This is a genomic window from uncultured Psychroserpens sp., from assembly GCF_947492715.1.
GTDB lineage: Bacteria > Bacteroidota > Bacteroidia > Flavobacteriales > Flavobacteriaceae > Psychroserpens.
In genome coordinates, this window is sequence record NZ_CANLNS010000006.1 from 15,504 (window position 1) to 29,437 (window position 13,934).

The 13,934-nt window shown below is 34.0% G+C and carries 15 protein-coding genes and 2 tRNA genes; 12 read left to right on the forward strand and 5 right to left on the reverse strand.

Translation table 11 applies throughout. The features are described 5' to 3' along the window. Nucleotides 1–2: 2 nt before the first annotated feature. Nucleotides 3–1,133: a tRNA guanosine(34) transglycosylase Tgt gene (tgt, locus tag Q0787_RS14260; RefSeq protein ID WP_298903515.1), complete on the reverse strand. Its 1,131-nt coding sequence runs from the start codon at nt 1,131–1,133 to the stop codon at nt 3–5. Between the two features lie 224 nt (nt 1,134–1,357). Between tgt and Q0787_RS14265 the strand changes: the two genes are divergently transcribed. From Q0787_RS14265 to Q0787_RS14280, 4 genes are all read left to right on the forward strand, one after another. Further along, complete coding sequence (locus Q0787_RS14265) at nt 1,358–2,203, forward strand: transketolase (protein WP_298903516.1); 846 nt, start codon at nt 1,358–1,360, stop codon at nt 2,201–2,203. Nucleotide 2,204: 1 nt separating this feature from the next. Beyond that, nucleotides 2,205–2,912: a hypothetical protein gene (locus Q0787_RS14270; RefSeq protein ID WP_298903517.1), complete on the forward strand. Its 708-nt coding sequence runs from the start codon at nt 2,205–2,207 to the stop codon at nt 2,910–2,912. Then, nucleotides 2,909–3,862 carry a transketolase C-terminal domain-containing protein gene (locus Q0787_RS14275; protein ID WP_298903518.1) on the forward strand — a complete coding sequence of 318 codons (954 nt, stop codon included), beginning with the start codon at nt 2,909–2,911 and terminating at the stop codon, nt 3,860–3,862. The genes Q0787_RS14270 and Q0787_RS14275 overlap by 4 nt, the downstream gene beginning before the upstream one ends. A gap of 61 nt (nt 3,863–3,923) precedes the next feature. Continuing rightward, nucleotides 3,924–4,514 carry an outer membrane beta-barrel protein gene (locus tag Q0787_RS14280; RefSeq protein ID WP_298903519.1) on the forward strand — a complete coding sequence of 197 codons (591 nt, stop codon included), beginning with the start codon at nt 3,924–3,926 and terminating at the stop codon, nt 4,512–4,514. A 73-nt stretch (nt 4,515–4,587) separates the two neighbouring features. On the opposite strand, the gene Q0787_RS14285 is transcribed toward Q0787_RS14280, so the two are convergent. Then, a complete protein-coding gene (locus Q0787_RS14285) occupies nt 4,588–5,532 on the reverse strand; it encodes an FKBP-type peptidyl-prolyl cis-trans isomerase (protein ID WP_298903520.1) in 945 nt (314 codons plus the stop codon). A gap of 122 nt (nt 5,533–5,654) precedes the next feature. Here Q0787_RS14285 and Q0787_RS14290 point away from each other — a divergent pair, with 122 nt between their 5' ends. Both Q0787_RS14290 and Q0787_RS14295 read left to right on the forward strand, forming a co-directional pair. Further along, the gene (locus tag Q0787_RS14290; protein WP_298903521.1) at nt 5,655–6,041 is read left to right on the forward strand and encodes a S4 domain-containing protein; all 387 of its coding nucleotides are present in this window, start codon (nt 5,655–5,657) and stop codon (nt 6,039–6,041) included. A gap of 50 nt (nt 6,042–6,091) precedes the next feature. Then, the gene (locus Q0787_RS14295; protein WP_298903522.1) at nt 6,092–6,595 is read left to right on the forward strand and encodes a phosphoribosyltransferase family protein; all 504 of its coding nucleotides are present in this window, start codon (nt 6,092–6,094) and stop codon (nt 6,593–6,595) included. Here Q0787_RS14295 and Q0787_RS14300 read toward each other — a convergent pair. Then, nucleotides 6,587–7,105: a shikimate kinase gene (locus Q0787_RS14300; RefSeq protein WP_298903523.1), complete on the reverse strand. Its 519-nt coding sequence runs from the start codon at nt 7,103–7,105 to the stop codon at nt 6,587–6,589. The two genes, Q0787_RS14295 and Q0787_RS14300, sit on opposite strands and share 9 nt — an antisense overlap. A 129-nt stretch (nt 7,106–7,234) precedes the next feature. On the opposite strand from Q0787_RS14300, the gene Q0787_RS14305 reads away from it, so the two are divergent. From Q0787_RS14305 to Q0787_RS14315, 3 genes are all read left to right on the forward strand, one after another. Continuing rightward, nucleotides 7,235–7,307, forward strand: a tRNA-Lys gene (locus Q0787_RS14305). Between the two features lie 478 nt (nt 7,308–7,785). Continuing rightward, on the forward strand, nt 7,786–9,219 hold the full coding sequence (locus tag Q0787_RS14310) for a M57 family metalloprotease (RefSeq protein WP_298903524.1): 1,434 nt from the start codon (nt 7,786–7,788) through the stop codon (nt 9,217–9,219). A 164-nt stretch (nt 9,220–9,383) separates the two neighbouring features. Next, nucleotides 9,384–9,470: transfer RNA gene (locus tag Q0787_RS14315), tRNA-Leu, on the forward strand. 47 nt (nt 9,471–9,517) lie between these two features. Here Q0787_RS14315 and Q0787_RS14320 read toward each other — a convergent pair. Continuing rightward, nucleotides 9,518–9,931: a hypothetical protein gene (locus Q0787_RS14320; protein WP_298903525.1), complete on the reverse strand. Its 414-nt coding sequence runs from the start codon at nt 9,929–9,931 to the stop codon at nt 9,518–9,520. Between the two features lie 14 nt (nt 9,932–9,945). Then, nucleotides 9,946–10,470, reverse strand: coding sequence for a DUF4269 domain-containing protein (locus Q0787_RS14325; RefSeq protein WP_298903526.1), 525 nt, complete (start codon nt 10,468–10,470; stop codon nt 9,946–9,948). Between the two features lie 200 nt (nt 10,471–10,670). Between Q0787_RS14325 and Q0787_RS14330 the strand changes: the two genes are divergently transcribed. Genes Q0787_RS14330 through Q0787_RS14340 form a run of 3 tightly spaced genes read left to right on the forward strand, consistent with a single transcriptional unit; the run spans nt 10,671 to nt 13,933 of the window. Then, nucleotides 10,671–11,570: a MerR family transcriptional regulator gene (locus Q0787_RS14330; RefSeq protein WP_298903527.1), complete on the forward strand. Its 900-nt coding sequence runs from the start codon at nt 10,671–10,673 to the stop codon at nt 11,568–11,570. Between the two features lie 54 nt (nt 11,571–11,624). Beyond that, nucleotides 11,625–13,091, forward strand: coding sequence for an NAD(P)/FAD-dependent oxidoreductase (gene crtI / locus Q0787_RS14335; RefSeq protein WP_298903528.1), 1,467 nt, complete (start codon nt 11,625–11,627; stop codon nt 13,089–13,091). Nucleotides 13,092–13,093: 2 nt separating this feature from the next. After that, entirely contained in the window at nt 13,094–13,933 is an 840-nt protein-coding gene (locus Q0787_RS14340) for a phytoene/squalene synthase family protein (protein ID WP_298903529.1), read from the forward strand. The last annotated feature ends 1 nt before the right edge of the window (nt 13,934 follow it).

The window sequence follows — 13,934 nt, forward strand, 5'->3', positions numbered from 1 at the left end:
AACTATAAACGGTTATCCATTTGTTTTACCATTTTATCTTTCCATGTTCTAAAATCTCCTGCTAAGATATGTTTTCTAGCTTCTCTTACCAACCATAAATAAAATCCTAAATTGTGAATTGTAGCAATTTGCTTCCCTAGCAATTCATTAACTGTAAATAGATGTCTCAAATATGCCTTAGAGTATTCGGTATCCACAAAAGTAATTCCCATCTCATCTATTGGAGAAAAATCATCTGCCCATTTTAGGTTTTTAATATTAATGGTTCCATAGGCCGTAAACAGCATACCATTTCTTGCATTTCTGGTTGGCATAACACAATCAAACATATCAACACCTAAAGCGATATTCTCCAAAATATTTATTGGGGTTCCTACACCCATCAAATACCTTGGTTTCTCCCATGGAAGAATATCACATACAACATCTGTCATGGCATACATCTCTTCTGCTGGTTCACCAACAGATAAGCCTCCAATTGCGTTTCCTTGGGCACCAGCATTAGCAATATACTCTGCAGATTGCTGGCGTAAATCTTTATATGTACTACCTTGAACTATTGGAAAAAACGTTTGTTCATAATCATATTTAAAAGGTGTTTTATCCAAATGTGTCAAACAACGTTCTAGCCACCTATGTGTCATATGCATTGAACGCTTGGCGTAATTATAGTCACACGGATAAGGTGTACATTCATCAAATGCCATAATGATATCGGCACCTATACTTCGTTGTATTTCCATCACGTTTTCAGGTGTAAACACATGATAACTTCCGTCAATATGTGATTTAAACTTAACACCTTCTTCTTTGATTTTTCGGTTTGCCGACAACGAATACACTTGATAACCACCAGAATCTGTTAAAATATTTCTATCCCAGTTCATAAATTTATGCAGGCCACCAGCCTTTTCTAAAATTGGTGTTTGAGGCCTTAAGTATAAATGGTAGGTATTCCCTAAAATAATATCAGGATTGATATCATTTTTAAGTTCTCGTTGGTGCACACCTTTTACAGATGCAACAGTCCCAACTGGCATAAATATAGGCGTTTCAATTTGGCCATGATCTGTTGTAATCACACCTGCCCTAGCCTTACTTTGAGAATCGCTCGCTTTTAATTCAAATTTCATATAAAAATGGTCATCAGTGGGCAAAGATAATTATATCGATGTATTAAGGTCTTAAACATTTAATAAAATTATACTCAGCATAACTCAAAACATAGAATCAAAATTTTGAATCTCATTTAAATTGTTAGCAACTGATTAAAATCGTTAATAAGTGACTCCTTTCTATTTTTGATTAGCCTTTCGAAAACTTTATTTTTGAGCCTTAAATAACTTACTCTATTTATATGCCAAACACACAACAATTACAAGACTTAACAATTCAAGTTCGTAGAGACATTTTACGAATGGTTCACAAAGTAAATTCTGGGCATCCAGGAGGTTCATTAGGCTGCGCCGAATTTTTTGTAAGCCTATACCAGGACATCATGGACCGAAATGACGGCTTTGATATGAACGGCATTGGTGAAGATCTTTTCTTCCTATCCAATGGCCATATTTCTCCAGTATTTTATAGTGTTCTAGCACGTTCTGGTTATTTCCCAGTAAATGAATTAAATACATTCAGACTTATAGATTCTAGACTACAAGGTCATCCTACAACGCATGAAGGTTTGCCTGGTGTTAGAGTCGCTTCCGGATCACTAGGACAAGGATTTAGTGTTGCTTTAGGTGCTGCCGAAGCAAAAAAATTAAACAATGATAAACACCTAGTCTATAGTTTGCATGGTGATGGCGAATTACAAGAAGGTCAAAACTGGGAAGGTATCATGTACGCTGCTGCCAACAATGTAGATAATATTATTTCTACTATTGATTTGAATGGTCAACAAATTGATGGTTCTACAGATGATGTTTTACCAATGGGAAGTGTTAGAGCTAAATTTGAAGCCTTTGGTTGGACTGTAGTTGATATTGAACAAGGTAATGATATTGATGCTATCTTAGAAGGGATGGCTAAAGCCAAATCACTAACTGGAAAAGGAAAACCTGTTTGTGTTTTATTAAAAACCGTAATGGGTAATGGCGTTGATTTTATGATGCATACGCACGCATGGCATGGTAAAGCTCCCAATGATGAGCAATTAGCTATTGGATTAGCTCAAAACCCAGAAACCTTAGGTGATTATTAAGATGAAAAAACTATTAACAATACTCGTCATTTTCTCAATTGCATGTTGCTATGCTCAAGAGAAAACAATTACCATAGATTATACTGTTGAATATCTTGCTCCAAACAAACGTAAAGGTACTAATGATACCATTACTGTTGGATTTGAAAAAAATGGTAAATACATATGGACAAACAGTAAAAGTCTTGCGAGAGACCTTGGCAAATCTATGTTTAGAAGAAATGCTGAAATGTTGGAAAACGCAGAGTTAGCTATCATTTATGACACCGAAAAAGCAGCACTCATGATGTGTTTTCAGTCTGGAGAAAATGAACTTTTTATGAATTTTGAACTTTCGGCTTTAGTGCCGATGCCTTTTCCTTCTGAAGACGAAGAAGAATTCGAGTTAATTTCGGAAAACACTCAGGAAACCATAAACATCGCAGATAGAAAAGCAACGGTTTATGATGTTTATCCTTCACATAAAAATTCTGAGAAGATCTCTGTTGCTTTTGATGACAGTTTGAAAGTAAAAAACAGTCAGTTATTCAAAAAGATCTTCGAACTAATGTTTGCTTCTAAAAACAATGCAAATCTGTTAGGTTTTAATATTCCAGACGGGCTTATCATGCAAGTAGCAAGCGATGACGAAACCATGATCAAAGCACATAAAGTAGATACAACGCAAAAAACAATCAACATTAATTACAGTTTCAAAATCAAAGAATGAAAACATATACAAACTCAGGAAATAAAGACACACGCTCAGGTTTTGGAGCTGGATTAACAGAATTAGGTAAAACCAATGAAAATGTTGTTGCACTTTGTGCCGACTTGATTGGGTCTTTAAAAATGGATGAATTCAAAGCAAATCATCCTGAACGCTTTTACCAAGTAGGAATTGCAGAGGCCAATATGATTGGTTTAGCTGCAGGTATGACTATTGGTGGAAAAATTCCATTTACAGGAACTTTTGCTAATTTTTCTACTGGTCGTGTTTATGATCAAATTAGACAAAGTGTAGCGTATTCTGATAAAAATGTAAAAATCTGTGCATCTCATGCCGGATTAACACTTGGTGAAGATGGAGCTACACATCAAATCCTAGAGGATATTGGTTTGATGAAAATGTTACCAGGAATGACGGTTATTAATACCTGTGATTACAATCAAACAAAAGCTGCAACCATTGCCATTGCTGAACATCATGGCCCTGTATATTTACGATTTGGCAGACCTAAAGTAGCCAACTTTACACCAGAAGATCAAACCTTCGAAATTGGTAAAGCAGTTCAATTAACCGAAGGAAATGATGTTACCATTGTTGCTACTGGTCATTTAGTTTGGGAAGCGCTAGAAGCTGCAAAAACTTTAAATGAAAACGGAATTTCTGCTGAAGTCATTAATATTCACACTATAAAACCTTTGGATGAAAAGGCAATTTTAGATTCTGTTGCTAAAACTAAATGTATTGTTACTGCAGAAGAACATAATTATTTAGGAGGTCTAGGTGAAAGTGTAGCTAGAGTGCTAACAAAACACCAACCAGCACCTCAAGAATTTGTGGCAACTAATGATACTTTTGGCGAATCTGGAACGCCAGCTCAGCTTATGGAAAAGTATGGTTTGAATGCAAATGCTATTGTAAAAGCAACCGAAACAGTCTTAAAGAGAAAGTAATATTTTTCGTTTGGCAACGTTTTTGATACTATACATCAAAATCACAAAAAACGAATATATTATGAAGAAATTGATTATTAGCACGTTTTTATTAACGTTATTTTGTTTAGGCGCTTATGCGCAAACAGGAAGTGCATTTGGTATTAAAGGTGGATTAAACTACAATGCCAATGGCGATTATTTTGAGTCTATAGGCGAAAATGCCCAAAATCCAGATCGTAATATTGGTTATCATATTGGGGTCTTCGGAAAGCTAGGTAACAAGCTCTATTTTAGACCAGAACTTATGTATACAAGCACAAAGAGTGATTATAACGATGATTCTTTTGACATGAAAAAACTTGATGCACCACTCTTAGTTGGCCTGAAGGTTATTGGGCCTGTAAGTGTATTTGGTGGTCCATCATTACAATACATTCTCGATACCGAATTTGATGGTATTAGTGTGGATAATATAGAAAATGATTTCTCTATAGGATTGAATTTCGGTATTGGATTAAGTCTCAATAAAATTGGTATCGATTTACGATATGAGCGTGGCTTTAATGATAATGAAGCAAACTTTATTGGTAACAATTTAGGTGAAGGCGTTGTAAGTAGAATTGACACAAGACCAGATCAGCTTATTTTAAGTTTATCAATTGCATTATAAAAGAGACCCGTTAAAAAACGAAAAAGACGCCTAATGGCGTCTTTTTTTTTATTGCTGTACTGAAGTTTCCCTTTTAAGAATCTTCATTTGTTTCTGTAGAGTCTGCATCTAAATAATTAGGAATCCCATCACCATCGGTATCATCATTAGTAGGATCTCCATCATTATTAATATCTTCGTTTGTAGTTAACACACCGTCACCATCATCATCTGCATCAAAGAAATTAGGCACGCCATCACCATCCGTATCATCATCATTAGCATTCATATTTTCATTTAAATCTTCTAGTTGAGAAGGTACACCATCATTGTCATGGTCATTAGCCTCTGCTCTATACAATTCAAACTTAAAAATAAGATTAGAATACACAGGTACACCAAAAGGAGGTGTTGAGAAATACGCTAACCCAGAAGGTAAAAACATAACGCCAAAACCATAATCGCTATATTGTACGGTACCATCAGGATTAATAGTAAAAGAATCTGCCGTATTAAATTTTGTTAGCACGTTTCTCCAACCTTCAATAAGTCCTAACATATCAAAGGCAAAGTTTGGATTAACAGAACTATCAAACACCGTTCCATCCATTAAATTTCCAGAGTACACAAACTCTGCTAAATCACTAAAATTAGGGCTATAATCACTTCCTCCCTGATTTAACTTTAATATGTAATATTCATATTCGGTTTCCAAAAATGTCGTTGTGTACGTCTCAACAGCATCAATTAATAGGGTATTATCATCTGGATCTGGAAGTGGCAAATAATTACCATCATCATCTTGAGGCAACTCTGTAATTATAATGTCATCCATAGAATAGTCTCCAGGAGTTTCAAATAAGGATGAGTTGTAATAATGCGTTTCGAAATAATCTATTAAAGAGTCGTTATCAACAACTTGCTGTTCGGTTCTATCATTATCTGGGACAGGTACAAAATCTGGATCATCTGGCTTACAGGCAAAAAAAGATAATGCTGAAAGCGCGATAACCGCTGCTACATTTTTTAATTTCATCATGATTAAATTTTTCTTTATTCAAATAAATTTGAATCGTTCAATATTGCTTATTTTTAACACGCAAGATACAATAATATAATATTTTTGTGCAATACAATTAACGTCAATTTCACAGTTTTAATATGCGAATAGATAAATACCTTTGGTGCATTAGATATTGTAAAACGAGAAGTATTGCCACTAATGCGTGCAAAAAGGGTCATGTCAAGGTAAATGAGCAGGTTGTAAAACCCAGCAGAGAGGTCTACCCAACAGATAAAATAGAGTTTAGAAAAGACCAAATAACATATCAAATTGTTGTTAATGACTTACCTGAAAGTCGCGTTGGTGCAAAACTGGTAGATATTTATAGGACAGACGTTACCCCAAAAGAAGCGTTTGAGGCACAAGAACTCCTCAAATATTCTAAAGATTATTACCGTAAAAAAGGGACTGGACGACCAACGAAAAAGGATCGTAGAGATATTGATGATTTTTATGATACTCCAGAGGAAGATATCCAAAATTAAATCGTTTTAATAACCGAACTCTTTTTATATTTGAAGAAACAAATCAAAGTATGAGTCATACTAAAAACATCATCTTAAATCATCAGGAAATCCAGCATAAAATAAAACGTATTGCTTACCAGATTTATGAAAGCAATGTTTATGAAGAAGACATTATTTTGGCTGGAATTGAAAATAACGGCTACATATTAGCGAAAAAGCTAAAACAAACGCTTGAAAAAATTTCAGATTTAAATCCCATACTTTGTAAAGTTACCATTGATAAAAAACAACCTTTATCTGAGATTAAAACCTCTTTAAAAGCTGAAGAATACACCAATAAGTCTGTTGTTTTGGTAGACGACGTCTTAAACTCAGGTAGTACTTTAATTTATGGTGTAAAACATTTTTTAGATGTACCTCTTAAGCAATTTAAAACGGCTGTTTTGGTAAATAGAAATCATAAGAAGTTCCCTGTAAAAGCCGATTTTAAAGGCATCTCATTGTCGACGTCATTACACGAACATGTTGAGATTATTTTATCTGGCAAGCAGCATGAGGCCTATTTAGAATAGTTGGGCTATTAATTCTTCTACAACTTCGTCTACGTCTTTAGCGTCTGTTTTTATTGTTATATGGGCTTGCTCATAAAATGGCGCGCGTTCAAATAGATGCTTTCCTATAAATTCGTTTAAATTATCTTTAGACGTAATATGTGCAATTAATGGTCGTTGTGCTTTTTCAGAAAACAAACGATTAGATAAGCTTGGTATTAAAGCCTTAAGGTAAATGGTTTGCGCGTTGTTTGCATCTAAAAGTTTAGCCATATTATTTCCATAACAAGGTGTTCCTCCTCCTAAAGACACAACAGTATGCGATGTTGCAAGAACATCATCTAAGTATTTATGTTCGGCTTTCCTGAAATAAATTTCACCTTTAGCATCAAAAATGTTGGAAATAGTAGATTCTTCCTTACTTTCTATAAAAGCATCAAAATCTATAAAATCGTAGTTTAAAACTTCTGCTAGTTTTTGACCAATTACTGATTTTCCAGAGCCCATATATCCAACTAAAAACAATGTCATTTTTTCGTTATAAATTGATTATTAAAAACATAAGATAATTAATCACAAAAAAACGAAAAAATATCTAAAAATTGGTTTGGAATATTAATTAATCGTTTTATATTTGCACCCTCGTTAGAGAAACTTATTGACTTGGTAGCTCAGTTGGTAGAGCATCTCCCTTTTAAGGAGAGGGTCCTGGGTTCGAGCCCCAGCCAAGTCACTTAAAAAGCCTAAGTATTTGATACTTAGGCTTTTTTTATGCAATCAATTGAGTAGTAATCTTTGGTGTTTATCCCTTTTAAAAAAAGGGGTTTTGGCTCTACCCTACTTTCTTATTTTACCAGATATTTGTTTTGATATTAATCTTAACTTGTACTTAGAATGAGCAGCTATAGAGAAAAACTAGCCGATAAAATACGCGATGGTTATAGTTGCAGGACTTTATTCTGGACCTATTTCATAATTATAGGTATCATTTTAGGGATTATTTTATACGCATTTTTTAGCTCTCGATAACGCCTATACATTCTTGTTGACATTAAACACCTATACACTTCCTTTTTTTATATGGCAAATACATGTCATTCATGCGATTTTAAAAAAAAATTAATTAATCCGATTTGATTTGGGTAACATTTTTATTCGTCTCGGAACTTTCAGGTAGTACTACTATTATTAAACCATAAAAATTAACTCGTATGAAAACAAAAAAATTTAAAAAACTAGCACTATTAACGCTAAGCATGACTTGTCTGTTAAGCTTTCAGAATTGTTCTGAAGACAATATAGTGGAAGAAGAAGAGAATTTAAACAGAAACGCTGTTATTGACAAACTACTTGAAAAAGGCTACGCTCTAGAAACTATTGTTGAGCTTGACAATTTCTTCTTAGTTGGAGGCGATTTAATGTTCTCTAAAGACATTAAAGACTATGCAGAGCAAGATGATCATTTAGACAGACACGCGCATACTAATAATTTAGTGTCTCAGGCTAATGTAACTTCAATGACTGTATTTGTAGACAACTCTATTCCGCAATTAGGACCTGATAATTGGCGAACTGAAATTAACCAAGCCATGGATGATTGGAGCAACATTCAGGATAACTGTATCAACTTTACCTTAACTACCAATCCAAATGCTGATATCGTTGTAAGAAGTGATAACAATTCACTTCCGAACAATGTAATTGCTTCTGCTGGATTTCCAAATGCAAATCAACCTCACAATGAAATATTGATTAATCTAAATTTTGACGGTAATACTACAGTTAGTACTGGACAAAAGCGCTATAATATGGTTCATGAATTTGGACATTGTATTGGTTTTAGACATACAAATTGGGATGCAAGAGGTGAAGGCGTTGGCCCTGTTGGTGCTAACCTTATACCAGGCACACCATCTCAAGATCCTAACTCTGTAATGAATGGAGGAACAGCGAACTTCACATGGAATGGCTTTTCTAGTTTTGATATTATTGCTGCCGACTTTTTATATGGTGGTTGCGCTGCTCCTAGCTTTACAATTTCTGGAGCAGAATATGCATGTAGATTTGACAACCTCACGTTTACAATAAACGGAATGGCACCATCAGTATCATCATGGACACACTCTCCAAACTTACAATTCGTTAGTAGCAATGCTACGTCGCTTACTGTAAGTGTTCCTAGTGATAGTCGCGCTAGCGGATTTATAACGGCAAATTTCAGTGATGGAACAAGTGTAACCAAAGACATCTGGGTTGGAAAACCACAATCTCCAGCGAGTATTAGTGGGCCATCAACAGTAAACACAGGTGCTTTAGTTAATTATAATGCTGGTATTTCTCAAGGTGCCGAAGATTATGTATGGTGGTTACCTTATCCTTTTGATGTATCTAACCCTATCGACTATTTTTCTCAAAACTGGCAAATGCAACCAACAGATCATAGAAACCTAACAGCAATGACTGGTTATGGTCAAAACGCTGGTTATGTTCAAGTTATGGGTAATAATCCTTGTGGAAGAGGAGGCGCTAAAATTATCTACGTGACACACGCTACTAGTGGTGGCGGTGGCGGCGGTGGTGGTGGTAATCCTAAAGACGGCGGAGGTATTCCTAGACAAGCTGGGAAACCTGTAAAAAAAGGGTAAACCATTTAGCACACTATTTATAAATTATCAAGGGTTAGACTTTAAATGGTCTAACCCTTTCTCCTTTATACGCTTATAGCAATTATGATTTAAAGGTAATTTATGTGCGTAGTAAATTATGTTTTCTATATCCTTTTTTATAGCTTTGCCGCAGCTTAAAAAATGCGCACGTGGCGGAATTGGTAGACGCGCTAGCTTGAGGGGTTAGTGGACATTAGTCCGTGGAAGTTCGAGTCTTCTCGTGCGCACCATAAAATCGAAAAAAGATGCTTGACTTATGTTTAGCATCTTTTTTATTTCAATCGAAAGGATGTAAGTCTGGTTCTAGAAATTCGGTCTTCGCTTTATCAGATTTAAAAATATCATAACTGTAATGACGCCCTATCAAACCTTTAAAATTGGTCTTTAACTGAGGGGTTTCAGCAATAAAACTTTTAAAATCACGTGTTTTAGATCGTTTCATAAAATGGTAAACAGCCTTTATAGCCACAACCGTTACTGTTGTATGGTACTTATCTTTTGCACCAACATGTGCTACAAAATTTTGTAACTGATTTTGAATCGTTTCTTCGGCTTTTATGAGTCCGAGATTATTAATATGAATCCAAGCCAATCGCAAATGTGCTTCATGACTAAATAATCCAGGATCTAACTTACAAGTTTCGAATTGGCGATTAAATTCTTCATCAGAAAATTGATAATGTTCTTCCATTCTATTTCATAATATTAAATCTCAACTTTTAACAAGGCCTTATAAGGATCTCCTTTTAATCCTAATAATTTAGCAAAGGCTGGTTCGGTTTTATAACCTTCTTTTTTTAGTGCAATAATCTTATCTCTAAACGCTAAACCTTTTGTCTTTAAAATCTTATACTCAATAATCATATGCTTATAAGCGTTTTGCTGTAATACGGGTTTGTTCTGTGCGAAAATTTCAATTTTAAAGGACTCCTCCTGAAATTTAACAACAGTAGACTCTATGCCATCATAATAATCTGTTTGCTTTTGAAATCCTTTTTTATCTCCATATAAACTACTTATATTTAATGAGAACTCTTGATGATCTTCACATTGACAAATAATATCTAAGTCGCTACTTGGTATATCAATTTCTATTGGAATTGTTCCTGACAACACAGGATTATATTGGCTGAGCCTCTCAAAAATTTTCAATGCCTTTAACACCTTATAAGCATTTTGTTGCCTAGGATTACCAGTAATTAAGTATTCTATGTTTGCAAACCAATCCATAATTTTAGAGTTCGTTTACCATTGAAGACAAACAAACTATTCATCTTTATGATGATAAGGTAAAAAATAGTAAAACTATAAAAGTCGAATAATAAAGTCCAAATATGATGCATTGTTAACAGTTATATCATTAAAAAAAGTATAAATCTGAGTTCTGTATTAAAAAAAGTTTATTTTTGTTTAACCTTTTTAAACTAAAAATGAACAACATTAAGAGTACATTTAGTATCAAAGATCTCGAGAATCTTACTGGCATAAAGGCACATACCATTCGGATTTGGGAAAAGCGCTATGACCTGTTACAGCCCGAGAGAACAGACACTAATATTAGATGCTATAGCTTAGGAAATCTTCAAAAACTGCTTAACATCAGTTATTTAAACAATAATGGCTATAAGATTTCTAAAATAGCATCTTTAGATAGTATGGACATTCCCAATTTGGTGAAAGAAGTTGCTCAAAACGACCAAACAAACAACCACGCTATTGATACCTTTAAGTTAGCGATGCTCAACTTTGATCAAAAACTTTTTTATGATACCTATGAAGGTTTAGAAAAAGAGAAGACATTTATTGATATTTTTTATCAAGACTTTATGCCCTTGCTATCCCAAATAGGTGTGCTTTGGCAAACAGATACTATTACACCTGCTCATGAGCACTTTTTAACCTCATTAATAAGACAAAAGATCTTAATTAATACTGAAAAAATACAGTCTAAAAACCAAGTAGATACCAATAAAGTTTTTGTATTATACCTTCCTGATAATGAAGTTCATGAATTAGGTCTAATGATTATAAATCATGAGATCATTGCCAAAGGACACCAATCTATTTTCTTAGGACAAAGTGTGCCACTTCATAGCCTTAAAGATATACTGGGCTATTATGATGACATTACCTTCGTTTCTTATTTTACAGTAAAGCCCGAAAAGGAAGACCTTAAGAAATATCTAAATGACTTTTCAGATCATTTATTAACTAAAACATCTGTGAGGCTTTGGATTATTGGCAGAATGCTCAATGATATAGACAGAAATCAACTACCAAATCAAATTTCGCCTTTTGATACTATCGAAAGTTTGGTTAAAAATTTATAAAAAACACATAATTAAAGTTAATTTTGTTTAACTTTTTATTAAATTTGTTAAACAATGAATAAAAGCATCTCCATAATTGGTTCTGGTTTTTCTGCTCTTGCGGCTTCTTGTTATTTAGCGCGAGATGGATACAATGTTACAATCTTTGAGAAAAACGAAACTATTGGTGGTAGAGCTAGGCAACTTCATAAAGACGGGTTTACCTTCGATATTGGACCAACTTGGTATTGGATGCCTGATGTTTTTGAACGTTTTTTTGCAGATTTCGAAACGACTCCTGAAACCTATTATACCCTAGAGAAATTAAATCCTGCTTACAGTGTCTATTATGGAAAAGATGATTTCATAACGATCGAGGATACTTTAGATAAAATATGCGCTGCCTTTGAGCGAGAGGAAAAAGGAAGTTCTAAAAAATTAATGTCCTTTATTGACACCGCCCAAAACAACTACGAAGTGGCGATAAAAGATCTTGTATATAGACCAGGCGTTTCTCCTTTTGAACTGGTGACACCTGTGACTATGAGAAAAATTGGTCAATTTTTTAGCACTATAAAAAAAGATGTTAGGAAAGAATTTAAAAACGACAGACTGGCCAAAATTCTTGAGTTCCCTGTACTGTTTTTAGGCGCCAAACCAGATAATACACCCTCATTTTATAGCTTCATGAATTATGCCGATTTCGGTATAGGTACCTTTCACCCAAAAGGTGGTATGTATCAAGTTATAATGGCAATGGAATCATTAGCAAAACAGCTTGGTGTGGTTATAAAAACAAACCAACCAATAGATAAGATTGTCGTTAATAAAGGAAAAGCAACTGGAATTGTTTCCAACGGAACGAGCTATGATAGTGATATTATTTTGAGTGGTGCAGATTATTATCATACCGAAACACTTTTAGATGCGAAATACGTTCAATATTCTAAAAGCTATTGGGAGAAAAAAACCTTTGCTCCTTCTTCCCTATTATTCTATGTAGGCTTTGATAAAAAGTTAAAAAATGTAAATCACCATACGTTGTTTTTTGATGTAGATTTCGAGAGACATGCCAAAGCTATTTACGACGCACCAAAATGGCCAGAACAACCATTATTTTATGCAAGTTTCCCCTCAATAACCGATAATAATATAGCTCCGCAAGGAAATGAGGCCGGAATTTTTTTAATCCCGTTAGCCCCAGGCTTAGAAGATTCTAATGATCTTAGAGAGGCCTATTTTGAAAAAATAATAGATCGTTTTGAAGATTTAACATCACAACGCGTTAAAAAAAATATTATATTTAAAGAGTCCTTTTGCGTCAACGATTTTATAAACGACTATAATTCGTATAAAGGAAATGCCTATGGAATGGCAAATACGCTCTTACAAACTGCATTTTTAAGACCCAAATTGAAAAGTAAAAAGGTAAATAATCTATACTTCACAGGACAATTAACGGTTCCAGGACCAGGAGTTCCTCCCTCACTAATTTCAGGCAAATTAGTGTCAGAACTCATTAAAAAACACCACAGTAACTAATTATGAAAGCTATTTTTGATACCGTTTCAAACCAATGCAGTAAAACTGTTACTAAGTCGTACAGCACCTCTTTTTCATTAGCAACAAAAATGTTATCCAATACAATTCGTCAGGATATTTATAACATCTATGGGTTTGTGCGATTTGCAGATGAAATTGTTGATACCTTTCATGACTACAATAAAGAGTTATTATTTAATAATTTTTCGACTGATTTAGAACTAGCACTCGAACATAAAATAAGTTTAAACCCTATTCTAAATTCATTTCAACACACTTACCATAAATATAATATTGACAAAGACCTTGTTGACGCTTTTATGAAAAGTATGCGATTAGACTTATACAAACAAAACTACTTAACCAATGATGAATATAAAGATTACATCTATGGTTCTGCCGATGTTGTTGGACTCATGTGTTTAAAAGTGTTTGTTAAAGGAGATCGAAACAAATACAATGCATTAAAAGATGCGGCGATGAGTTTAGGGTCTGCCTTTCAAAAAGTCAATTTCTTGAGGGATTTAAAAGCCGATTTTGAAGATTTAAACAGAACGTATTTCCCTAACACAGATCTTAGTCAGCTAGATGAAATTTCAAAGCAAACCATTATTGATGACATTCAAAAAGATTTTGCTAAAGGATTACAAGGCATTAAAAAATTACCAATTGAAGCAAAGTTTGGGGTATTTATGGCCTATCGTTATTATAGCCAATTACTTAAAAAACTTAAAAAAACACCTGCCTTAGAAATCAAATCAACTAGAATTAGAGTTCCTAACTATAAAAAGTTTGAACTCCTTACTAGAAGCTATGTCAAATATCAACTAAATTTAATGTAAT

Coding starts and splice junctions, on each gene's coding strand:
- tgt (WP_298903515.1), bottom strand. CDS start 1,133: ATGAAATTTGAATTAAAAGCGAGCGATTCTCAAAGTAAGGCTAGGGCA.
- Q0787_RS14265 (WP_298903516.1), top strand. CDS start 1,358: ATGCCAAACACACAACAATTACAAGACTTAACAATTCAAGTTCGTAGA.
- Q0787_RS14270 (WP_298903517.1), top strand. CDS start 2,205: ATGAAAAAACTATTAACAATACTCGTCATTTTCTCAATTGCATGTTGC.
- Q0787_RS14275 (WP_298903518.1), top strand. CDS start 2,909: ATGAAAACATATACAAACTCAGGAAATAAAGACACACGCTCAGGTTTT.
- Q0787_RS14280 (WP_298903519.1), top strand. CDS start 3,924: ATGAAGAAATTGATTATTAGCACGTTTTTATTAACGTTATTTTGTTTA.
- Q0787_RS14285 (WP_298903520.1), bottom strand. CDS start 5,532: ATGATGAAATTAAAAAATGTAGCAGCGGTTATCGCGCTTTCAGCATTA.
- Q0787_RS14290 (WP_298903521.1), top strand. CDS start 5,655: ATGCGAATAGATAAATACCTTTGGTGCATTAGATATTGTAAAACGAGA.
- Q0787_RS14295 (WP_298903522.1), top strand. CDS start 6,092: ATGAGTCATACTAAAAACATCATCTTAAATCATCAGGAAATCCAGCAT.
- Q0787_RS14300 (WP_298903523.1), bottom strand. CDS start 7,105: ATGACATTGTTTTTAGTTGGATATATGGGCTCTGGAAAATCAGTAATT.
- Q0787_RS14310 (WP_298903524.1), top strand. CDS start 7,786: ATGAAAACAAAAAAATTTAAAAAACTAGCACTATTAACGCTAAGCATG.
- Q0787_RS14320 (WP_298903525.1), bottom strand. CDS start 9,931: ATGGAAGAACATTATCAATTTTCTGATGAAGAATTTAATCGCCAATTC.
- Q0787_RS14325 (WP_298903526.1), bottom strand. CDS start 10,470: ATGGATTGGTTTGCAAACATAGAATACTTAATTACTGGTAATCCTAGG.
- Q0787_RS14330 (WP_298903527.1), top strand. CDS start 10,671: ATGAACAACATTAAGAGTACATTTAGTATCAAAGATCTCGAGAATCTT.
- crtI (WP_298903528.1), top strand. CDS start 11,625: ATGAATAAAAGCATCTCCATAATTGGTTCTGGTTTTTCTGCTCTTGCG.
- Q0787_RS14340 (WP_298903529.1), top strand. CDS start 13,094: ATGAAAGCTATTTTTGATACCGTTTCAAACCAATGCAGTAAAACTGTT.